Source organism: Stenotrophomonas sp. YAU14A_MKIMI4_1, from assembly GCF_003086855.1.
Classification (GTDB): Bacteria; Pseudomonadota; Gammaproteobacteria; order Xanthomonadales; family Xanthomonadaceae; genus Stenotrophomonas.
Genome location: NZ_CP025998.1, coordinates 3,723,705 through 3,745,409 on the forward strand (window position 1 = coordinate 3,723,705; position 21,705 = coordinate 3,745,409).

A 21,705-nucleotide genomic window follows, 5' to 3' on the forward strand; every position below is an offset into this window, starting at 1 on the left:
CCGCCGGGGTTTTTTCATGGTGCACCGTCGGCTGGCACGTTCAGCCCAGTCAAATCAACCAACACCGCCGGCGCAATGCGGAATGCATTTCATGAAGACGTCCGCAGGCTGTTGCTCCGCCTGCTCCGCCAATGCCTGCAGAAAGTCCGCATAGGATCCTACGGCGGGCAGATCCCGGTAGTCCGATTCAGCCCAGAACACGAACCCGATGTTCATCTCGAACGCACGCTTCACCAGCCGGGCGATGCGCGAGCCTTCCACATCCGCGTTGGATCTGATGCACAGGTAGACGTCGTTGATCAGATCACTGGCATCCCCGCCAACTGCGGCGCAGCTGACTACCTGCTCCGACGCGGGAAAGTAGAGATCGGCAACGCCAGCCAGGAAATCACTGTTCCGCGCTGGCACCATCTCATCACGCCAGGTTCCCTCTGCGGCAGGATTCTGCTCGAACAGGATGAATTGGCTCATGGCATGGACCGGTAGCGCCGGGCCATGCCCGGCGGCCACGCGATGCCTCAGTAAGCAAACTCGCGGAACACCGGATCCACGTCGCCGTGCCAGCGGCCATGGAACAGCGCCAGCTTGCGTTCGGCCGGGGTCAGGCCCGATTCGACGATTTCCTGCAGCACGTCCAGGAACTTGCTTTCGTCCTGGCCATCGGCATTGCGCGCGGCGCGGCGCTTCAGCCCTTCCACGGAAATCTTCACCGCTTCGCGGGCCAGGTCGCGCACGGTGCCGTTGCGGAACGGCAGGCCCATCGCGTACTTCGGCACGCCATCGCGCAGCGCATGGCGCTCGGCCAGGGTGAAGTCACTCACCAGGTCCCAGGCGGCGTCCAGCGAGGCATCGTCGTACAGCAGGCCCACCCAGAACGCCGGCAGTGCACACAGGCGGCTCCACGGGCCACCGTCGGCGCCGCGCATTTCCAGATACTTCTTCAGACGCACTTCCGGGAACGCGGTGGTCATGTGGTCCGACCAGTCGCGCAGCGTCGGCAGCGCACCCGGCAGCACCGGCAGCTTGCCCTGCATGAAGTCGCGGAAGCTCTGCCCGCTGGCATCGTGGTAGATGCCATCGCGGTAGGAGAAGTACATCGGCACATCCAGCAGATAGTCGACGTAACGCTCGTAGCCGAAGCCATCCTCGAACACGAAGTCGAGCATGCCGGTGCGGTCGGCGTCGGTGTCGGTCCAGATGTGCGAGCGGTAGCTCAGGTAGCCGTTCGGCTTGCCTTCGGTGAACGGCGAATCGGCAAACAGCGCGGTGGCGATCGGCTGCAGCGCCAGCGACACACGGAACTTCTTCACCATGTCCGCTTCGGTGGCGTAGTCCAGGTTCACCTGCACCGTGCAGGTGCGGGTCATCATGTCCAGGCCCAGCGAACCGACCTTGGGCATGTAGTTGCGCATGATCTTGTAGCGGCCCTTGGGCATCCACGGCATCTCATCGCGCGTCCACTTGGGCTGGAAACCCATGCCCAGGAAGCCCAGCTGCAGTTCGCCGGCCACCTGTGCCACTTCATTCAGATGCGTACCGGTTTCCACGCAGGTCTGGTGGATGGTTTCCAGCGCCGCACCCGACAGTTCCAGCTGCCCGGCCGGCTCCAGCGTCACCGAGGCGCCGTCGCGCAGCAGGGCGATGGTGTTGCCGTTTTCCTGCACCGGTTCCCAGCCGAAGCGCACCAGGCCGTTGAGCAGCGCCTCGATGCCGCGATCACCGTCGTAGGTGGGCGGGCGCAGATCGTCCAGGCGGAAGCCGAACTTCTCGTGCTCGGTACCAATGCGCCACTGCGCGCGGGGCTTTTCACCGGAGGCAAGCACCTCGACCAGCTGCGTGCGGTCGGTAATGGGCGTATCGGCGACGTGGCTGGGGCTCGACAAGGGGGTGGCTCGCTGTGCAGGGGGCTGGGGATGTGGGGCCCAGGGCCTTCCATCGCAAGGGCGCACTATAGCGTGGCGGTTCACCGCGTCATGCCACTGTGACGGGTTTCAGCATCCTACCGACGGCCCCTTGACCCCCGTACACTGGCGCGCATGAGTCGCCATTCACGACACCCCGAGCTGCACCGGACCGACCGTGTCGGCTGGCTGCGGGCGGCCGTGCTGGGTGCCAACGATGGCATCGTCTCGGTGGCCGGCCTGGTGGTGGGCGTGGCCGCCGGTGGCGCGTCGGCCAGCACCGTGCTGGCCACTGGCATTGCCGGCACCGTGGCCGGCGCGATTTCGATGGCCGCCGGCGAATACGTTTCAGTGCAGACCCAGGCCGATACCGAAGCGGCCGACCTGGCCGTGGAAAAGCGCGAGCTGCACGAAGACCCGCACAGCGAACTGGACGAACTGACCGCCATCTATCGCCACCGCGGCCTGCAACCGGCACTGGCGCGGCAGGTGGCCGAAAAGCTCACCGCCCACGATGCACTGGGCGCGCATGCACGCGACGAACTGGGCATCACCGATACGCTGCGCGCGCGACCGCTGCAGGCGGCGCTGGCGTCGGCGGCGGCCTTCACCTGCGGCGCAGCGCTGCCGGTCGTGACCGCGCTGCTGGCGGCCGCAGAGCGGGTTGCCGCCATGACCACCATCGCCACCCTGCTGGGCCTGTGCGTGACCGGTGCGCTGGCCGCCCACGCCGGCGGTGCGGCGCCGGTACGCGGCGCCCTGCGGGTGATGGTCTGGGGCGCAGTGGCGATGGCCGCGGCCGCCGCGATCGGGCGCCTGCTGGGCGCACACATCACATGACCGGCCAACCGCCCCCCGCCACCGCGCTGCTGGCCGAACTGGCCAGCCTGGCCCACTGCGGGCGCGCCGAAGGCTATGCCTGCATCACCGCGCGGCGCGAACACGGCGCCAGTTCGGTGGAAATTCCGCAGCCGCAGTTCGCCATCCTGCTGGAGGGCCGCAAGCAGGTGCGCACCGCGCACCAGGCGCTGGAGTACGCACCGGGCGACATCCTGCTGGTCACCCAGCGCTGCCGCATCGATGTGGTGAACACACCCGACCCCCGCACCGGGCGCTACCTGAGCGCCATCGTGCCGCTGTGCACCGAAGCCCTGGCCGCAGCGCGCACACTGTGGAACGAACCCCTGCCGTTGCCGGGCGCCAGCGTGGCGCGGCTGGCCCTGCACGAGCACGGCGCCCTGCTGCGGCAGTGGCGCCAGCACCTGCAGGACGGCCACTACAGCGAAGCACGCTTGGCCCTGGCCAGCCTGATCCTGGCGTGGTGCCGCAAGGGTCACGGCAACCTGCTGCTGCCGCAGGCGCCTACCCTGGGCGAACAGATCCGCGACCGCATCGCCACCGACCCCGCGCGCGACTGGCAATCACGCGATGTGGAAGCGCAGTTCGCGCTGAGCGGCGCCACCCTGCGCCGCCGCCTGGCGGCCGAACAGACCAGCCTGCGTCAACTGCTGACCGAAGCGCGCCTGGCCCATGGCATGAACCTGCTGTACACCACCGACCTGCCGCTGAAGACCGTGGCCGCCCGCGCGGGCTATCGCTCCGCCGCCAGCTTCAGCAAGCGCTTCGCCGAGCAGTACGGTCTTTCCCCCAGCGAGATCTAAGGGGGGGGTATCGGCAGGGCTGCGCCCTGCACCTGCTCAGAGCAACGGCCAAAGCAACAGCAACAGCTGCATTCCGTGGGATGGCGGGGCGGTGTCGGATTGCGGGGACGCCGCAAGTACGTCCATGTAGGCTTGGCAGCCGCATCCATGCGGCTGACACCCCGCAATCCGACACCGCCCCACCTCTGACAGATTCCTGCGGCTGGTGGTAACTGCGACGGGTGTTGCGCGCGGCTGTTGGTAGGTGTCGACCTTGGTCGACACATCTGTCAGATATCGAATTCCGGATTGGGGTCAGAGCCCGTTGCGCAGCAACGGGATCCGACCCCGTGCCGTTCCAACAGCGCGCGGAAATCTGTCGAAGGCGGGGTGGGTCCGGTTGCGGGGGCGTGAGCGCCATGGATGGCGCGACCGAGGCTACATGGACGTACTTGCGCCGTCCCCCGCAACCGGACCCACCCCGCCATACCACGGATACCCAGCTTTTGCCCTTGCCGTTGCCGTTGCCGTTGCCGTTGCTCCAAGCAGGTGCAGGGCTGCAAGCCCTGCAAACAAACTCCCCAACCCTGAGCATTGCGCGCACTGCTTTGAGCGCATCGCGCGCCGCGCGCACGGCACGCTGCACAGCGACGGAATCCTCCGCCTCACCCAGGACACCCCATGACCCCGCGTCACCTGCCGCTGTGCGGCGCCCTGCTGCTGGCCATTGCCGGCCTGCCCTCCGCCGCACATGCCGAAGCCACCACCCCCGCCCCCACCCAGCAGGTGCCCGGCGTCTATCACCAGCGCATCGGCAACCTGCAGGTCACCGCCCTGTTCGACGGCGTAGTGGCACTGGGTCGACAGGAAGTGGTGGACGTACCGCCCACCCTGGTCAGCCGCCTGCTGGAAGGCCGCTACGTGCCCGAAGACAGCAAGGGCCTGCAGACCGCGGTGAACGCCTACCTTGTGCGCCAGGGCAACCACCTCACCCTGGTCGATACCGGCACCGCGCAGTGCTTCGGCCCCGGCCTGGGCCAGGTGCTGGCCAACCTGCGCGCCGCCGGCGTTGATCCAGCCCAGGTGGATGACATCCTGCTCACCCACGCCCACCCCGACCACATGTGCGGCGTGCTCGATGCGCAGGGCCAGCCGGCCTACCCCAATGCCACCGTGTGGCTCACCCAGGCCGATGCCGATTACTGGCTGGACCCGGCCAGCGCGGCCAGCGCGCCCGAAGGCGTGCGCTTCGCCTTCCCGCTGGCCCGCAATGCCGTGGCGCCGTACCAGGCCGCTGGGCGCCTGCGCACCTTCCAGCCCGGCGACGCGCTGCCCGGTGGCGCGGTGGCCATGGACACCCACGGCCATACCCCCGGCCATGTCTCCTACCGGTTCGACAGCCAGGGCCAGTCACTGCTGGTGTGGGGCGATGTGCTGCACTTCCATGCGGTGCAGTTCGCGCACCCGGAAGCCGCGTTCGAAGCCGATGCCGATCGCCCGGCGGCCACCGCCAGCCGGCGCAGCGTGCTGCAGCAGGCCACCGCCAAGGGCTGGTGGGTGGCCGGCGCGCACCTGCCGTTCCCCGGCCTGGGCCACGTGCGCAGCGAAGGCCAGGCCTATGCCTGGGTGCCGGCGGAATATTCGCCGCTGTAAGGGATGTGCCGACGAAGGTCGGCACCCATCAGACCCGAACGGGTAGCGCCGGGCCATGCCCGGCGAACGCAACGACGGCCGCCTATTCCAGCCCCAGCCAGCCGCCGATCACCCCGCGTGCTTCTTCCACGCCGGTACGGTCTTCGCCGGAAAACACCTGCACGCTCACCGTATCGCCATAGGCCGAGTGCAGCTCCTTGCGCACCTTCTGCAGGGTCTGCATCTGCTGGCTGCGGCTGAGCTTGTCGGCCTTGGTCAGCAGCGCGTGCGCCGGCAGGCCACGCTGCACGGCGTAGGCCAGCATCTGCCGGTCGTAGTCCTTCAGCGGGTGGCGGATATCCATCACCACCACCAGGCCACGCAGTGCCTCGCGGGTGCGGAAGTACTTGTCGATGAAGGCCTGCCAATGCGCCTGCAGTTCCAGCGGCACCTTGGCATAGCCGTAGCCGGGCAGATCGACCAGGCTGGCTTCCGGGGTGATCTGGAAGAACACCAGCTGCTGGGTGCGGCCGGGCGTCTTGGACACGCGGGCCAGCGCGTTCTGCCGGGTCAGCGCGTTGAGGGCACTGGACTTGCCAGCGTTGGAGCGGCCGGCGAAGGCCACTTCGGCCCCTTCATCGGGCGGCAGCTGCCGCGCGTTGTGGGCCGAGAGGTGGTAGCGGGCGCGTTCGATGAGCAATGACATGTGCGTAGGATCGCATGTTGCGGCGCCGCGCGCCCGCCCGGGGCACCGTGGGTCCGGAAAATGCTGCGCTGCTTCGTTGACCGTGCGCGGAAACGGCGTTGATAATCCGGGCGATGCCGGTCGCTGCCGCCCGGCCCGGTCCAAACGGAGCTTCAGCATGCGCCACGCTCGCGTTCTTGCCGTATCCGCCCTTGCCATGGCCGTGGTGGTTGCCGCCGCTGCCTTTGCGCAGACCACCCTGGTCCCGCTGCCCGACAATGGCCCGATCCAGACCGCCTCGCTCGAGGTGGATTTCAGCAAGACCACCTGGGGCAACGCCAAGGAAGGCCAGGGCAAGGCGGCCGCCTGCGCGGCCTGCCACGGCGCCGACGGCAATTCCACGGTCGAGATGTACCCGTCCATCGCCGGCCAGAGCGAACGCTACGTGGCCCAGCAGATGGCGCTGATCGCCAACGGCCAGCGCAGCTCCGGCGCCGCCGTGGCCATGGTGCCGTTCGTGCAGAACCTCAGCCCGCAGGACATGCGCGACATTGGCGCGTTCTTCGCCACCCAGAAGGCCACCGCCGGCATTGCCGACGACACGCCGGTGGCCGACGGCCCCTACAAGGGCATGAAGTTCTACGAAATCGGCCAGCAGCTGTACCGCGGCGGCGATGCCCAGCGCGGCCTGCCGGCCTGCATGGCCTGCCACGGCCCCAGCGGCGCCGGCAATCCGGGTCCGGCCTATCCGCATATCGGCGGCCAGCACGCCAGCTATGTCGCCCGGCGCCTGCAGGAATACCAGGCCGGGCAGACCCACGAAGCCGACAAGGCGCACTTCCAGATCATGGCGGCCATCGCCCAGAAGCTGACCGAGCAGGAAGTCCAGGCGCTGTCCAGCTACCTGCAGGGCCTGCACAACCGCGCCGACGACGTGGCCGCGCAGACCACCGCCATGCCACCGGCCGCCGCCCCCTGACGGCCATTGGTCGGCGCGGGTCGCCACGGCGGCCCCCTGCTGCGGTATGTTTCCTTCACGCCGGCGGCTGCGCCGGCGTTGTTATTTTCAATGGAGATGCACGTCGATGAGGTTGATGTCCCGCCTGTTGCTGTCCCTGCTGGTGCTGCTGCCGCTGGCGGCCTGCGCCGCCACCCCCGCCAACGCCCCGCTGGTGGAAGGCAAAGATTACGAGCGCATCGCCCAGCCCGGCCCGTTCCAGCCGCTGGCTGGCAAGATCGAAGTGGTGGAAGTGTTCGGCTACACCTGCCCGCACTGCGCCCACTTCGAGCCGCAGCTGGCCGCTTGGGCCGCCAAGCTGCCGGCCGACGTGCGTTTCACCCCGGTCCCGGCCGCCTTCGGGGGTCCGTGGGACGCCTGGGCCCTGGCCTATTACGCCGCCGATGAAGTAGGCGTCGCCAAGCGCAGCCATGCAGCGGTGTTCAAGGCCCTGCACGAAGACGGCTCGCTGCCCATGCAGAACGTGTCGGCCGATGAACTGGCCACCTTCTACAAGGCCTACGGCGTGGCCCCGGACCGCTACAAGCAGGCCCTGCGCGGTGAAGCCGTGCAGCAGAAGGTCGCCGCCGCCCGTGCCTTCGCCAAGCGCACCCAGGTGCCGGGCACCCCGGCCATCATCATCAATGGCCAGTACCTGGTGCGCGGCAACAGCTTCGAAGACCAGCTGCGCATTGCCTCGGCGCTGATCGCCCAGGCCCGCGCCAGCCGCGGCCGCTGAACCAATCCCGACCCTGCACACGGCGCATCCGCCGCCGCGTGTCATCATTTCCCCCTGGCCGGCGTTCACCCGCCGGCCCCACCATTCCAGATGCTGGAGACGTTTCCATGAAGACCCGTTACGCCGCCCTCGCACTTGCAGCGCTGCTGCCGATCCTGGCCGCCTGCAAGGCCGACGACGGCACCGCCAATACCACCGCGCCGGCTGAACCGGCCGCGACCCCGGCCACCACCGAGACCCCGGCCCCGGCCGCCGAGCCGGCCGCAGGCAGCGAAAGCGCCGCCCCCGCCGCCGAAGGCAGCACCGCCCCGGCCGACGCCGCACCGGCGGCCGCACCGGCCCCGACCACCACCGCGCTGACCGGCCCGGCCCCGGTGGAAGGCGCCGACTACCAGCTGATCCCGAACGGCCAGCCGTTCCAGCCGGCTGCCGGCAAGGTGGAAGTGGTGGAAATCTTCGGTTACGTCTGCCCGGCCTGTGCCGCCTTCCAGCCGCTGGTGGGCCCGTGGAAGGCTGGCCTGCCCAGCGACGTGAACTTCGTCTACGTGCCGGCCATGTTCGGCGGCACCTGGGATAACTACGGCCGCGCCTTCTACGCCGCGCAGACCCTGGGCGTGCAGGAGAAGTCGCACGAAGCGCTGTACCAGGCCATCCACGTGCAGAAGACCCTGAAGGGCGAGCGCGGTGCCGACTCGGTGGACGACATCGCCAAGTTCTACGGTGCCTACGGCGTTGACCCCAAGCAGTTCGCCGCCACCATGGGCAGCTTCGCAGTGAACGCCAAGACCAATTCGGCCAAGCAGTTCGCCCAGCGCAGCCAGATCTCCGGCACTCCGTCGATCATCGTCAACGGTAAGTACCTGGTGAAGGGCAAGGGCTTCCCGGACATGCTGCGCATTGCCGACCACCTGATCGCCCGCGAGCGCGCGGCCGCCCAGGCTCATTGATTCCAGAGACGTTTCCCCGGCCGTGACTTCCCCCCACACACGGACCCTGCGCTTGCTGACGGCCAATATCCAGGCCGGCTCAAGCACCCGCCGCTACAGCGACTATGTGACCCGCAGCTGGTCACATGCGCTGCCGGCGGGGCGCAAGCGCAGCAGCCTGGATGCGATCGCCACCCTGGCCCGCAACCATGACATCGTCGGCCTGCAGGAGGCCGACCCGGGCAGCCTGCGCTCGGGCTTCACCAACCAGACCCACTACCTGGCCCAGCGCGCCGGCTTCAATTACTGGAGCCACCAGCCGAACCGGCGCATGGGCGGTGTGGCGTCCAGCGCCAACGGCCTGCTGAGCAAGCTGGAACCGGTGGAAGTACAGGATCACGCCCTGCCCGGCCGCATCGGCGGGCGCGGCGTGCTGCTGGCAAAGTTCGGCGATGGTGCCGACGGCCTGGCCGTGGCGGTGGCCCATCTGTCGCTGGGCGCCGGCTCGCGCATGTCGCAGCTGGGCTTCATTGCCGAACTGCTGTCCGACCACCCCAACGCGGTGCTGATGGGCGACTTCAACTGCCTGGCCGAACGCCCGGAAATGCAGGTGCTGTACCAGAAGACCCAGCTGCAACCGCCCGGCTGTGCGGTGCCCACCTTCCCCAGCTGGCGCCCCGACCGCGCGATCGACCACATCCTGGTCAGCAGCAACCTGCAGACCCGCAGCGTGGAAGCCGTTCCCGCCGCGTTTTCCGATCACCTGGCCCTGGCCATGGCGATCGACGTGCCGGCCGACGCCCTGCGCTGACCGGCTTTCGGTAGGTGCCAACCTTGGTTGGCACACACTTGGCACGCTCCCGGTAGAGTCGAGCTTGCTCGACTGACCTTCGCGCCATGCAATGCAGTCGAGCAAGCTCGACTCTACACTCGGTGGCATGACCACTCCGCCTTCCCCTGCACTACGCCTGCGCCGCTGGTTGCTTCGGGGCCTGCTGCTGCTGATCGCCCTCATCGCCGCACTCGCCGTGTGGAACAGCCCCTGGGCTGCCGCACCGAAGCTGCTGTGGTCGCTGTCGCGCATGCCGCCGGCGCAGCAGCTGCCGGTGCCCGTGGACGGCGTACGCCCCCGGCAGATTGCCGATACTTTCGGTGCCCCGCGCGGGCGCGACCGCACCCACGCCGGCATCGACATCTTCGCAAAGCGCGGCACGCCGGTGCGCAGCGTCACCACCGGGGTGATCGCCGATGTGCGCGACGGCGGCCTGGGCGGGCGCCAGGTCTGGGTGATCGGCCCGGCACGCGAGCGCTACTACTACGCCCACCTGGACAGCTGGGCCGAGGGTCTGGCGCGGGGCCAGATCGTGCAGGCCGGCGACCTGCTGGGCCAGGTGGGTGACAGCGGCAACGCCCAAGGCACCCCGCCGCACCTGCACTGGGGCATCTACGGCGCCGACGGCGCACGCGACCCGCTGCCGCTGCTGCGTTGAGCGCAGGACGCCGCGCCTTTGTAGAGTCGAGCTTGCTCGACTGCGGTTGCCCGCACCACCTCGCGCGCCGCATCATCGCCACACTGCCAGGGAGAGCACCGATGGGCCTGTTGCGCGCCGCACCGCTGTTGATCGCGATCCTCACCCTGGTGACCGGCTGCAGCACCCTGCGGGCTCACCGCGACCCGTGGTGCGGGCACCTGGCAGCCTTCGCCAACAGCGCGCAGGTGGAAACCGCACAGTCGATCGAGCTGGTCACCGACTGGGCTGAATGGAGCAAGTGGTGCGTAGACCATGGCACCGAAGCGGGCCGGCAGTTCTGTCGCTGGCTGATCCCCAACACATCGACTGAATACGCCTCGGCCAACATCCGCCGCGCGCTGGCCTGCCTGGATCCCACCGCCCTGCACGCAGGCCGTTGGCGCAGCACGCCGGTGTACCTGACCGGCAAGGTGCGGGTGTACGGCGCCCCCATGATCGATAAAGACGTGATGGTCACCGTCGAGTATGCCGATGGCATCGAGGGACAGCGGCCGAGCATGAAGATCCAGGCCGAACGCGACCCGCCTTTGTAGCGTCGAGCTTGCTCGACTGATCCCAAACGGCAGTCGAGCAAGCTCGACGCTACCGCCGTCCGGGCCACGACCGGCCCATTTGTAAATAGAAACAATTCCCATTACGATATTTGCGTTTTCCGGGCGGCCAGGACGGTCGTCCACCATCACAATGCCCAGCCCCCGTCCTGCCAGCAGGACCGGGCCAGCGGCGTGAGAACCCCACCAGCCGCGGCGCCAGACCATCCGGGAAGCCGGTCGGACGCACGCACGTGCCCGTCCAGGAACCCCCATGATCCGTTCAACCCCTGCCCTGCTGCCGCATCGCCTGTCCGCGGCGGTGCTTTCCGCCCTGTGCCTGGCCGCCGCCCCGGCCGCCTTCGCCCAGACCGCCGCTGCCGACCCCACCACCCTGGACAAGATCGTGGTGAAGGGCGAGCGCGCCGAAGGCTATTCCGTGCGCCGCACCTCGGCCGGTACCCGCTTCGACCTGGCACCGCGCGAGATTCCGCAGTCGGTCAGCATCATCAGCCACCAGCGCATCGAAGATCAGAACCTGGATGACATCATCGACGTGCTGGCCAACACCACCGGTGTCAGCAGCACCCAGTCCGATACCGAGCGCACCGAGTTCTACGCGCGCGGCTTCTACATCGACAGCTACCAGTTCGACGGCCTGCCCACGCAGATGGTGCAGAACTGGAGCTACGGCGATTCCGGCCTGGATCTGGCCCTGTACGACCGCGTGGAAGTGGTGCGCGGCGCCACCGGCCTGCTGACCGGTGCCGGCAACCCGTCGGCGTCGGTGAACCTGGTGCGCAAGCACGCCGACAGCGCCGAGCTGACCGGCAGCGTGTCGGTGAACGTGGGCAGCTGGGGCCGCACCCGCAGCACCGTGGACGTGACCACCCCGCTGAACAAGAGCGGTTCGGTGCGCGCCCGCGTGATCGGCAGCTACCTGGACACCGACGCACAGATGGACCGCTACAACCAGCACAAGACGCTGGGCTACGCCGTCATCGACGCCGACCTGACCCCGGACACCCAGCTGAGCGTGGGCTACGACTACCAGCAGAAGCGCGCCAACGGCGCCACCTGGGGTGGTTTCCCGATGCTGTTCTCCGATGGCACCAGCACCGGCTACGACGAATCGTTCAACGCCAGCCCGAACTGGACCTACTGGGACACCACCAGCAAGCGTGCCTTCGCCACGTTGGAACACGCCTTCAACGATGACTGGAAAGTCCGCATCGGCGCGACCCATGACGAGACCAAGGCCGACGACAAGCTGTTCTACCCGGCCTACAACGACTGGGTCACCGGCGCTTCCTTCTTCGACAAGAACACCGGTGCCGGCATCTCGCCGTCGGCCGGCTTCTACAACACCGAACGCAAGGTCAATGCGGTGGACGGCTACTTCAGTGGCGCGTTCGAGCTGTTTGGCCTGAAGCACGAAGTGATGGGTGGCCTGAGCTACAACAAGCGCGAGTACGCCAACTACGGCGACTACCAGATCGGCGGTGCCGGTCTCGCCTGGGACCCCTTCTCCAGCTACCTGAACTGGGACGGCAACATCAGCGAACCGAACTGGAATCCGCTGGCGCTGGCCAGCGAAGGCACCATCACCCAGAAGGCTGCCTATGCCGCTGCACGCCTGTCGCTGGCTGACCCGCTGAAGCTGATCGTGGGCGCGCGCTACACCGACTGGAAGAGCGAAGGCGAAGGCGCCGACCGTTCGCACAAGGTCACCACCCCGTATGCCGGCCTGGTGTTCGACATCAACGACACCTACTCCACCTATGCCTCGTACACCGAGATCTTCCAGCCGCAGATGCTGAAGGACCGCAACGGCAGCTACCTGGACCCGGTGGACGGCAAGAGCTACGAAGTGGGCGTGAAGGGTGCCTGGTTCGACAACCGACTGAATGCTTCGGTGGCCGTGTTCCGCATCGAGCAGGACAACGTCGGCCAGTCCACCGGCGAGCCGGTCATCGGCGGCACCGGTGGTGAAACCGCCTACGTGGCCGCACGCGGCACCGTCAGCCGTGGCTTCGAGTTCGAACTGAACGGCGAACTGGCCCCGGGCTGGAATGCCACCTTCGGTGCCTCGCGATACGTGGCCAAGGACATCAACGACGCTGACATCAACACCAACCTGCCGCAGACCGCGCTGAAGCTGTTCACCAGCTACACCCCGCAGTCGCTGCAGGAGCTGACCGTCGGCGGTGGTGCCAACTGGCAGAACCGCATCTACTACGCCGTGCCGGCCTACGGTCGCATCGAACAGAGCGGCTACGCCCTGGTCAGCGCGTTCGTGCGTTACCGCCTGTCGCCGGAATGGAGCGTGCAGGCCAACCTGAACAACCTGCTGGACAAGAAGTACTTCTCGCAGATCAACGGCTACGGTGCCTACGGCGACGGCCGCAACGGCTCGATCACCTTCACCTGGTCGTTCTGATGCAGACGCGGCGCCGGGGCAACCCGGCGCCGCCATTGCGCAACGTCGAGCCATGCTCGACCGCCTTGCTCTTGTAGAGTCGAGCTTGCTCGACTGCCCCTCTCTTGTAGAGTCGAGCTTGCTCGACTGCTCTGCTCTTGTAGAGTCGAGCTTGCTCGACTGAACCGCGAAAAGCAGTCGAGCAAGCTCGACTCTACCAAAGCGCAGCAAGCACCTCCGCGCAGTCGGTCCCAGCACAGCAAGCACCCCGCCCGGTCGGTCCAAAGCGCAGCAAGCCCCCCACGCGGTCGGTCACAGCACAGCAAGCACCCCGCCCGTGCGGTCCACAGCACAGCAAGCCCCCACCCGATCCCAGCGCCACAAGCACCGCGCCGGGATGATCCCGGCGCGGTGCCCTCCCATCAGAACCGCAGATCCGCGCGCAGGTACCAGTAGCGCCCACGCGGAATGTCATACGTCGAGGCGTCGTAGCCGTTCAACGAGCACGACAGGCAGATCGGCGGATCCTTGTCGAACACGTTGTTCAGGCCAGCGGTCAACTGCAGCCCCTTCATCCATTCAATCCGGTAGCCCACCTGCGCATCGTGGAAGGTGGTGGCCGCCAGCGTGTTGGTGCCCGCTGCCTGGTCGCTGCACACCGCGAATGCCACCGCATCGCCACAGTCTTCGGTCAGCTCGGAAATGTGGCGCATCGTCCAGTTCGCGCTCCAGTTGCCCAGCGTCCAGCCCAGCGACAGATTGCTGGTCCATTCGGGAATGGAGCTGTCAGCCACTTCGATGCCCGGCCCCTGCGGCTGCTTCTGCCCGGCCGCGCCGGTAGCCTCGTAACGGCCCACGAAGGTGTTCTGCCAGCCGATCTTGAACTGGCCGGCCGCGCTCTGCGGCAGCGTCCAGTGCAGGTCCACATCCCAGCCATCGGTCTTGATCGAGCCCAGGTTGGTCAGGCGGTTGTTGAAGCCGTTGATGCCGCCGGTGCTGGCGCGGGTGATGCCATCGCAGTACAGCGGGTCCAGCGTATCCACGCACAGGTCCAGCTGGGTCTGCGCGTTGATGGCCTGGATCGCACCGTCGATGGTGTGCCGGTAGAAGGTCACGTCCACGTCGAAGCGCTCGGACCAGCTGGTGTTGTTACCGAACCACGGGCTCCACACGAAGCCGGCACTGAAGCTGCGTGAACGCTCCGGGTCCAGCTCGCGGTTGCCGCCGGTGGTTACCGAGATCTGCGAATTGGCCTGCTGGAAACCGGTTGGCACACCCAGCGCAGCACAGTTGGCCGCACTGCCACGCGGTGCGGTGCCACCCAGACCGATCGAGCACGGGTCGAAGATCTGCAGGTCGGCACGCGCGGCCGAACCATACAGTTCACCGATCGAAGGTGCGCGGAAGCCTTCGGCATAGGTGGTGCGCAGCACGAAGTCGTTGGTCACCTGCCAGCGCAGGCCGTACTTGGGCGTGAACTCGCCACCAAAGGTGGAGTAATCCGAGTAGCGCCCGGCCACGCTCAGGTCCAGCTTGCCGCCATAGGACGGGGCGGCGAACAGCGGCACGTTCAATTCCAGGTACGCTTCATTCACATCGTACGAACCGGACGTCGGCTGCGACGGCACGCCGTTGTAATGGCCGATCACCGTCAGCGGATCCGGCTGGTACCAGCCTTCGTACTTGCGGTGTTCCAGGCCAGTGGCGAAAGACACCGCACCGGCCGGCAGGTTGAACAGTTCGCTGGACAGGTTGGCGGTGAACAGGGTCAGTTCGTTCTGGCTGCGGTCGCGCACCACCGGCTGGATCCACTGCAGCATGGCCGGGGTGATCGAGCCGGCGCCACCGAAGATATCCAGCGGCACGCAGCCCGGCGTGGCCGCGCAGATGGCCGGATCGCCCAGCGCCAGGTTGATGTTGTAGATGTTGTAGCTGCCGTAGTTGGTCTGGGTGGCCTTGTTCTTGCTGTACATGCCGTTCACGTCCCAGTACCACTGGCGGTCGGCCGCCTGGAAATTACCCTCCAGGCCGGTGGCGAAGTACTGCGTATCCACCTTCTGCTCGAACACGCGCGCGCCGCCTTCCAGCGGGCGCCGGCCGATCATGATCAGGTTGTCCGACGAATCCAGGGTGAAGCCGAACGGGTTGTAGGGGTTCAGCGCGGAAATGACGATGTTGTCGGCCAGCGGATTACCGGTGCCGGCTTCGGGGCCGAAGAACAGCGGCTCCGGTGCGGCCTGGTTGGTCGATTCGCGGCGGTTGCCCAGTGCCTTCACGTACCACTGCACGTTGTCGCTGAAGTCGAAACGGAACTGACCAAAGATGCCTTTGCGCTCCGACGGCGTCAGCACCATGTTGTATTCGGCGAAGTTGAAGCGATCGGCCGTGCCGAAGCAGTGGTAGCCATCGGTGCGGTCGCAGCCATCGCCGCCGTTGTAGGTGGGCCGCGCGCCGGCATTCGGGGTCAGGTCGTGGGTGGTGCCGGTGTTGGGGTCGGTGAAGATGAAGCGGCCATCGGGCGTGGCCGAACTGCCCAGCGCCAGGCCGGTGCCCGGTACCGGGAAGCGCGACTGCTCGCGGTCACGCGCATACACCGCGTCCTGCTTGGTCCAGCTGCCGCCCACGAACAGGCTGTAGCGGTCACCGCGCGTACCCCAGGCCAGGTCCACGCCCTTCTGCGTGCCATCGCCCTTGCTGTACTCGCCGTAGTTCAAGGTTACATGGCCACCGTCGAAATCGCGACGGGTGATGATGTTGACCACGCCGGCAATCGCATCGGAGCCGTACAGCGACGAGGCCCCGTCTTCCAGCACTTCGATGCGCTCAACAATCGCCAGCGGAATGGTGTTCAGATCGGTGGCCGCGCCCACGCCGGAAGCGGACGATTCATTCACCCAGCGGATGCCATCGACCAGCACCAGCACGCGCTTGGCGCCCAGGTGGCGCAGATCGACCTGCGCCGAACCGGCGCCCACACCGCTGCCGTCGGGCGGGAAGCCGAAGTTGCCGGAAGAATTGAACTTGGCGTTGAGCGCCGAACCGGAACCGGTCAGCTGCTGCAGCACCTCGCCGATGGAGTTCAGCCCGGTGCGTTCGATCTCGGTGCGGGTCAGGGTCTGGATCGGCACCTGGCCTTCCACTTCGGCGCGCTTGATGCGCGTGCCGGTTACTTCAACGCGGTCCAGATCGGTGGTGGATTGGGCCGCGGCACTCATCGGTGCCAGAGCCGTCACGCACAGGGCGACGGCAACCGCCAAGGGGCGGTGATGCAGGTACTTCATTCGCTCTCTCTCCAAAGGAATGTCGGGACAGTGACTGCCGCGCTCCCTCCTGCATGGCGGCAGCGTCTCCTTTGTAAACAACCTGTAAAAATGACGACGTGATGAAGAACACTCTTTCACGTGCTTTTGACAAATGAACCAACCGTATCCGCAGCACTGGCGAACGATTAGGAATTGTTTGAAATTCAAGTGCCCGAGCAAACTTGCGTGCAGCTTCATCACAGACTGAGGCTTCCGACGCTGAACGCGAGGTCTCATCGTGAAAGCACTCAGTGCCGTGCTGCTGCCCGCAGCGCTCCTTGCAATTGCCCTGCTGTCATTGCCCACCAACGCCCGCGCGGGCGGGCTGGTCGAATGCAACAACTGTGCGTCCCCCCGGGATGCAGCGCTGCCATCGGGCGCTGGCCTGACGGTGGTCATGGACTTCGAGCGAGCACGACTTACTGCATTCAACGTCGAATACGATCGCGAGTTCAGAAAATGGCGGGCCCTTCCCATCCCGGTGCCCAATCAGATCCAGATGGCGTTCCTGCGTATCGTCGACGGCACTTCCACAACCCGGAATCAAGGGGCTGAGCGTGCAGCGTGGCGACAGCAGCCGCATGTCCTGTAGCTGGGACGGCCGGACGGTCTACTGCCGCCAGTACTGAGCGCCAGACCGGCGTTGAGGAAGCAGAACCCCTCAACGCCGGTCGTATCGTGTCAACGCACGAATGCGATCCGCTGCATGCCCGTGGCCTCGGCCGCGGCCAGGATGCGCGCCATGCCTTCATACTCGGCCGAAGGGTCGCTGCTGATGCGCAGCTCCGGCAGGTTGCCGGGGTGCTCGCCCGCCTGCGCACGCAGGCGCTGCTGCAGATCACCGATGGCCATCGGCTGCCCGTTCCAGCTCAACTGGCTGGCCGCATCCAGGCGCAGCTCGATGGGCGGCGGCGGGTCCGGTCGCTGTACCACCCGGTCGGTGGCCTGCGGCAGATCCACCGTGATCGGCCGCGCCACGATCGGTGCGGTCACGATGAAGATGATCAACAACACCAGCATCACATCCACCAGTGGCGTTACGTTGATCTCAGCCAGTGGTCCGCTTCGTCCTGCGCTACTGAATGCCATGTGCCGCTCCCTGCAGCAGGGCCGCTTGCCCTGTGGCCGAACTTACGCCGCACATCGCCCACACTGCAGTGCTGCGCAGGTAGTCGTTCAGCCGCCGTTCGCCCACACCACACGTGCACGCTGCGCGAAACTGAATTCAGCCAGGGCCCGCTATGCTGGGGCCATGACCCGACGCTCTTCGACCGCCCTGTCCCTGTTCCCGCTGGCCACCACGCTGCTGATCGGCTGCGCCAGTGCCCAGTCCCTTGATGCCCAGAGCGGCCAGTTGAAGGCCGCGCTGGACGCCGCCGAGCGTGGCCAGCTGGCGCCCGCCCAGGCCGCCGCGCTCAGCCGCCACCCGGCCTATGGCTGGGTCGAGTTCGCCCAACTGCGGCGCAACATCGACAGCGTGGACAACGGCCAGGCCCAGGCCTTCCTGAAGCGCTATGACGGCCAGGCCGTGGCCAACAGCTTCCGCAGCGTGTGGCTGCCCTCGGTGGCCCGCCGTCAGGATTGGCCGACTCTGCTGGCCAACTGGGCGCCGACCGAAAACCTGGGCCTGCGCTGCGCGCAGCTGACCGCCCGCCAGGCCACCGGCAAGGTGGACGCGCAGTGGACCAGCGAAGCGCAGGACCTGTGGCGCAAGAACGGCAAGTCGCTGCCCGACGCCTGCGATGCGGTGTTTGCCGTGCTGCAGGCGCAGGGCGGCATGAGCGATGCCCTGCGCTGGGAACGCATCGATGCGGCCGCCGACGCCCAGCAACCGGCGGTGATGCGCAGCGCCGCGCGTGGCCTGCCAGCCGCCGAGCTGGCCCAGGCCAACAGCTATGCCGCCTTCGTCGACCGCCCCAATGCCAGCGCCCTGAACTGGCCGCGCACCGAGCGCAGCCGGCGCATCGCCACCGACGGCCTGGAAAAACTGGCCAAGGCCGATCCCGGCGCCACCGAACAGCAACTGCCGCAGTACGCACAGGCGCTGGGCCTGAGCGCCGAGCAGCAAGGCCAGGTGCGCTACCAGATCGCGCTGTGGACCGTGGCCTCGTACCTGCCCGATTCGGCGCGCCGCCTCAATGCCGTGCCCGAATCGGCCTACGACGAGCGCCTGCACGAATGGCGCGCCCGCGAGGCGATGTCGCGCGGCGATTGGCCGGCCGCGCTGGCCGCGATCCGCAAGATGGGCAGCAAGCAGCGCAGCGATTCGCGCTGGGCGTATTTCGAAGGGCGCATGCTGGAAAAGACCGGGCAGGTGCAGCAGGCGCAGCCGCTGTTCCGCGATGCCGCGCGCGCGCCCACCTTCCACGGCTTCCTGGCGGCCGACAAGCTGCAGCAGGCGTACACGCTGTGCCCGTGGAAGCCCAACGACAGTGCCCAGGCGCAGGCCGCGGTCGCCCGCGATCCGGCCATCCAGCGCGCCATGGCGCTGTACCAGATCGACCGCACCGGCTGGGCCGTGGCCGAATGGAACAGCGCGCTGTCGCGCTTCGATGACACCCAGCGCCGCCTGGCCGTGCGCGTGGCGCAGGACAACGGCTGGTTCGACCGCGCCGTGTTCGCGCTGGGCAAGCAGCCGCAGGAACAGCGCCTGTACGACCTGCGCTTCCCGCTGCACCACGACAGCACCATCCGCCGCGAATCGGCGCGCAACGCCATCGACCCGGCCTGGGTGGCCGCCGAGATACGCGCCGAGAGCACGTTCACCCCGCGCGCGCGCTCGCCTGCCAACGCCATGGGCCTGATGCAGGTGCTGCCCACCACCGGTGCCAGCGTGGCCAAGTCGATCGGCCTGACCGGCTACGGCGGCGCCGACAGCCTGTACGACCCGGACACCAACATCGCCATCGGCACCGCGTACCTGCGCCAGCTGATGAACAAGTACGACGGCCTGCCCTACGTGACCATCGCCGCCTACAACGCCGGGCCGACCCCGACCGCACGCTGGCAGACCCAGCGCCCGGGCTTCGACCCGGACCTGTGGATCGAGACCATCAGCTACAAGGAAACCCGCGAATACGTGGCCCGCGTGCTGGCCTTCAGCGTGATCTACGACTGGCGCCTCAACGGCAATGCCCTGCCGCTCAGCGACCGCCTGATGGGCCGCCTGGTGGACAAGCGCAAGGCCTTCACCTGCGCCACCAACGCCGAACAGGGCGGGGATTGATCGACGCAGCGGGTGGCGCCGGGCTTGGTCCGGCGCCACCCCGCAATGCCGTCCGAACCGGTAGCGCCGGGCCATGCCCGGCCAGGGCGCAGCGCGGCAACACACGCCCGTGCGATCATCCTCACCATGAAGATCTATCTTGTCGGCGGCGCCGTGCGCGACCGCCTGCTGCAGCGCCCCGCCGGTGACCGTGACTGGGTGGTGGTCGGCGCCACCCCCGCGCAGATGGAAGCGCAGGGTTACACCGCCGTGGGCCGCGATTTCCCGGTTTTCCTGCATCCCAAGACCGGTGAGGAATACGCACTGGCGCGCACCGAACGCAAATCCGGCCGCGGCTATCGCGGCTTCGTGGTCGATGCCGATCCGGCGGTCACCCTGGAAGAGGATCTGCAGCGCCGCGATTTCACCATCAACGCCATTGCCTGCGACGAAGACACCGGCACTCTGGTCGACCCCTACGGCGGTGCACGCGATCTGCAGCAGCGCGTGCTGCGGCATGTCGGTCCGGCATTCGTGGAAGACCCGCTGCGCGTGCTGCGCGCGGCACGGTTCATGGCGCGCTTCGCGCCGCTGGGCTTTACCGTCGCCGACGAAACCATGGCGCTGATGCGCGAGGTCGCCGCCAGTGGCGAGCTGGATGCGCTGGTGCCCGAACGCGTCTGGCAGGAACTGCGCAAAGCGCTGGTCTGCGAACGCCCGTCCGCCTTCCTGCGCACGCTGCACGACGCGCACGCGCTGGGCCCGATCCTGCCGGAACTGGAAGCACTGTACGGCGTGCCGCAGCGTGCCGAATTCCATCCGGAAGTCGACACCGGCATCCACCAGGAAATGGTCAGCGACATGGCCGCACGCCTGGCGCCGGGCGATGACCTGGTCGGCTTCGCCGCCCTCACCCACGACCTCGGCAAGGGCCTGACCCCGCAGGACGAATGGCCGCGCCACATCATGCACGAGCAGCGTGGCGTGAAGCCGCTGAAGGAACTGTGCGCACGGCTGAAGATTCCCACCGAGCACCAGCAGCTGGCGGAGGCGGTCTGCCGTGAGCACTTGAACGTGCACCGCATCGACGAACTGCGCGATGCCACCGTGCTGGAGCTGCTGGGCCGCTGCGATGCGCTGCGCCGGCCCGAACGCGTGGCGCGCATCGCGCTGTGCTGCGAGGCCGACAAGCGCGGCCGGCTGGGTTTCGAAGACAGCGACTACCCGCAGGGCGAAACGCTCAAGCGCCTGCACCAGGCCGCGCTTTCAGTGCAGGCGCGCGATCTGGATACCACCCACCTGAAAGGCCCGGCCATTGGCGAAGCGCTGGCCAGGGCGCGGGTGAAGGCGATCGCGGCGGCGCGCTGAGCGCGGTCAGTGCGCCATGCCGCGGGTAATCGCCGCGGCGCGCTCCTTCAGCTGGGCCACGGCATCGGGAATCATCTCCATGCCCACGTCCAGGCCGGGGTTCAGCACCAGGCCAACGCCCTCGCCAATGCCCGACAGCAGCGCGTGCACGGCAATCGGCATGGCATGGGCAAACTGCGGCAGCTGTTCGTGCCACAGCTCGGCGCGTTCCGGCGCGGTGAACACAGCGAACATCGGCTCGCCGCTTTCGCTGGTAAGCACCAGCGGTGAAATGCTCTCGTCCCAGGCGCCATCTTCACCAATGGCCTTGTCCAGCAGCACGAACACCGGCGCGGTCAGCAGGCCGTCCAGGAACTGCGCGGCGGTCAGCGTGCCGTCCTGTGCCTGCAGCAGACGGACCTCCAGGTCGTTGGTGGGTTCAAACGGCGTGTCGTGGTCCATGGTCGCTTCCGGTACGTGATTGCTGGCCACCACTTTAGCAGGCCGGGACCTCAGGCCAGATAGCCCTGCCGCCACATCCACCCCACCACCGCCAGCCCAGCCACCACCACCAGCATCAGCGGTAGTCCAAAGCGGTGCCGGAACGGTATCGGCACCCCGCCCAGCTGCTGGTCCAGGGTCTCGGTGTCCAGCACCCAGCCATGGCCGCAGCCGGTGCAGGCCAGTTCGTAGCGGCGCTGGTAGACGAAGCCAAACAGCAGGTCGATGCGCGCCATGCGGTAGCGCAGCTGCGGGGCAAAGTCGGTTTCTGTCTGGCAGCGCAGGCAGTGGTGTGCCTCGGTCGGGCCGACCACCACCACCCGTTCCTGCTGGCCGATCAGCAACATCC

20 protein-coding genes are annotated in these 21,705 nt (G+C 67.5%); 13 read left to right on the top strand and 7 right to left on the bottom strand.

What is annotated here, in order from left to right; genetic code table 11:
- Positions 1–54: 54 nt before the first annotated feature.
- Both C1931_RS16830 and C1931_RS16835 read right to left on the bottom strand, forming a co-directional pair.
- Complete coding sequence (locus C1931_RS16830; protein WP_108757146.1) at positions 55–471, bottom strand: hypothetical protein; 417 nt, start codon at positions 469–471, stop codon at positions 55–57.
- 47 nt (positions 472–518) lie between these two features.
- The gene (locus tag C1931_RS16835; RefSeq protein ID WP_108757147.1) at positions 519–1,883 is read right to left on the bottom strand and encodes a glutamate--cysteine ligase; all 1,365 of its coding nucleotides are present in this window, start codon (positions 1,881–1,883) and stop codon (positions 519–521) included.
- 153 nt (positions 1,884–2,036) lie between these two features.
- Here C1931_RS16835 and C1931_RS16840 point away from each other — a divergent pair, with 153 nt between their 5' ends.
- The 3 genes from C1931_RS16840 to C1931_RS16850 all read left to right on the top strand — a co-directional run bounded on the left by C1931_RS16840 (position 2,037) and on the right by C1931_RS16850 (position 5,194).
- Positions 2,037–2,741 carry a VIT family protein gene (locus C1931_RS16840; RefSeq protein ID WP_108757148.1) on the top strand — a complete coding sequence of 235 codons (705 nt, stop codon included), beginning with the start codon at positions 2,037–2,039 and terminating at the stop codon, positions 2,739–2,741.
- The gene (locus tag C1931_RS16845; RefSeq protein ID WP_108757149.1) at positions 2,738–3,562 is read left to right on the top strand and encodes a helix-turn-helix transcriptional regulator; all 825 of its coding nucleotides are present in this window, start codon (positions 2,738–2,740) and stop codon (positions 3,560–3,562) included. The genes C1931_RS16840 and C1931_RS16845 overlap by 4 nt, the downstream gene beginning before the upstream one ends.
- Positions 3,563–4,222: 660 nt before the next feature.
- Positions 4,223–5,194, top strand: a complete 972-nt coding sequence (locus C1931_RS16850; RefSeq protein WP_108757150.1) for an MBL fold metallo-hydrolase — start codon at positions 4,223–4,225, stop codon at positions 5,192–5,194.
- 82 nt (positions 5,195–5,276) lie between these two features.
- On the opposite strand, the gene yihA is transcribed toward C1931_RS16850, so the two are convergent.
- Positions 5,277–5,879: a ribosome biogenesis GTP-binding protein YihA/YsxC gene (yihA, locus tag C1931_RS16855; protein ID WP_108750547.1), complete on the bottom strand. Its 603-nt coding sequence runs from the start codon at positions 5,877–5,879 to the stop codon at positions 5,277–5,279.
- Between the two features lie 157 nt (positions 5,880–6,036).
- On the opposite strand from yihA, the gene C1931_RS16860 reads away from it, so the two are divergent.
- The 7 genes from C1931_RS16860 to fhuE all read left to right on the top strand — a co-directional run bounded on the left by C1931_RS16860 (position 6,037) and on the right by fhuE (position 13,022).
- Positions 6,037–6,837, top strand: coding sequence for a c-type cytochrome (locus tag C1931_RS16860; protein ID WP_108757151.1), 801 nt, complete (start codon positions 6,037–6,039; stop codon positions 6,835–6,837).
- A gap of 106 nt (positions 6,838–6,943) precedes the next feature.
- A complete protein-coding gene (locus C1931_RS16865) occupies positions 6,944–7,594 on the top strand; it encodes a thiol:disulfide interchange protein DsbA/DsbL (protein ID WP_108754143.1) in 651 nt (216 codons plus the stop codon).
- A 107-nt stretch (positions 7,595–7,701) separates the two neighbouring features.
- Positions 7,702–8,541 (top strand): thiol:disulfide interchange protein DsbA/DsbL, encoded by an 840-nt coding sequence (locus tag C1931_RS16870; RefSeq protein ID WP_108757152.1) that lies wholly within the window; start codon positions 7,702–7,704, stop codon positions 8,539–8,541.
- Between the two features lie 52 nt (positions 8,542–8,593).
- Positions 8,594–9,331 carry an endonuclease/exonuclease/phosphatase family protein gene (locus C1931_RS16875; protein ID WP_199911379.1) on the top strand — a complete coding sequence of 246 codons (738 nt, stop codon included), beginning with the start codon at positions 8,594–8,596 and terminating at the stop codon, positions 9,329–9,331.
- A gap of 127 nt (positions 9,332–9,458) precedes the next feature.
- Positions 9,459–10,010 carry a M23 family metallopeptidase gene (locus C1931_RS16880; protein WP_108757153.1) on the top strand — a complete coding sequence of 184 codons (552 nt, stop codon included), beginning with the start codon at positions 9,459–9,461 and terminating at the stop codon, positions 10,008–10,010.
- A 101-nt stretch (positions 10,011–10,111) separates the two neighbouring features.
- Positions 10,112–10,585, top strand: coding sequence for a hypothetical protein (locus tag C1931_RS16885; RefSeq protein WP_108757154.1), 474 nt, complete (start codon positions 10,112–10,114; stop codon positions 10,583–10,585).
- 271 nt (positions 10,586–10,856) lie between these two features.
- On the top strand, positions 10,857–13,022 hold the full coding sequence (fhuE, locus tag C1931_RS16890) for a ferric-rhodotorulic acid/ferric-coprogen receptor FhuE (protein WP_108757155.1): 2,166 nt from the start codon (positions 10,857–10,859) through the stop codon (positions 13,020–13,022).
- 401 nt (positions 13,023–13,423) lie between these two features.
- On the opposite strand, the gene C1931_RS16895 is transcribed toward fhuE, so the two are convergent.
- On the bottom strand, positions 13,424–16,282 hold the full coding sequence (locus C1931_RS16895; RefSeq protein ID WP_108757156.1) for a TonB-dependent receptor: 2,859 nt from the start codon (positions 16,280–16,282) through the stop codon (positions 13,424–13,426).
- Positions 16,283–16,541: 259 nt separating this feature from the next.
- Between C1931_RS16895 and C1931_RS20350 the strand changes: the two genes are divergently transcribed.
- A complete protein-coding gene (locus C1931_RS20350) occupies positions 16,542–16,895 on the top strand; it encodes a hypothetical protein (RefSeq protein WP_159095510.1) in 354 nt (117 codons plus the stop codon).
- An 89-nt stretch (positions 16,896–16,984) separates the two neighbouring features.
- On the opposite strand, the gene C1931_RS16900 is transcribed toward C1931_RS20350, so the two are convergent.
- Entirely contained in the window at positions 16,985–17,392 is a 408-nt protein-coding gene (locus C1931_RS16900; protein WP_108757157.1) for a biopolymer transporter ExbD, read from the bottom strand.
- Between the two features lie 163 nt (positions 17,393–17,555).
- Here C1931_RS16900 and C1931_RS16905 point away from each other — a divergent pair, with 163 nt between their 5' ends.
- Both C1931_RS16905 and C1931_RS16910 read left to right on the top strand, forming a co-directional pair.
- On the top strand, positions 17,556–19,529 hold the full coding sequence (locus tag C1931_RS16905) for a transglycosylase SLT domain-containing protein (RefSeq protein ID WP_108757158.1): 1,974 nt from the start codon (positions 17,556–17,558) through the stop codon (positions 19,527–19,529).
- Between the two features lie 126 nt (positions 19,530–19,655).
- On the top strand, positions 19,656–20,876 hold the full coding sequence (locus tag C1931_RS16910) for a multifunctional CCA addition/repair protein (RefSeq protein ID WP_108757159.1): 1,221 nt from the start codon (positions 19,656–19,658) through the stop codon (positions 20,874–20,876).
- Positions 20,877–20,882: 6 nt separating this feature from the next.
- On the opposite strand, the gene C1931_RS16915 is transcribed toward C1931_RS16910, so the two are convergent.
- Complete coding sequence (locus C1931_RS16915) at positions 20,883–21,317, bottom strand: SseB family protein (RefSeq protein WP_108750534.1); 435 nt, start codon at positions 21,315–21,317, stop codon at positions 20,883–20,885.
- Between the two features lie 50 nt (positions 21,318–21,367).
- Positions 21,368–21,703 carry a hypothetical protein gene (locus tag C1931_RS16920; protein ID WP_108757160.1) on the bottom strand — a complete coding sequence of 112 codons (336 nt, stop codon included), beginning with the start codon at positions 21,701–21,703 and terminating at the stop codon, positions 21,368–21,370.
- Positions 21,704–21,705: the final 2 nt, after the last annotated feature.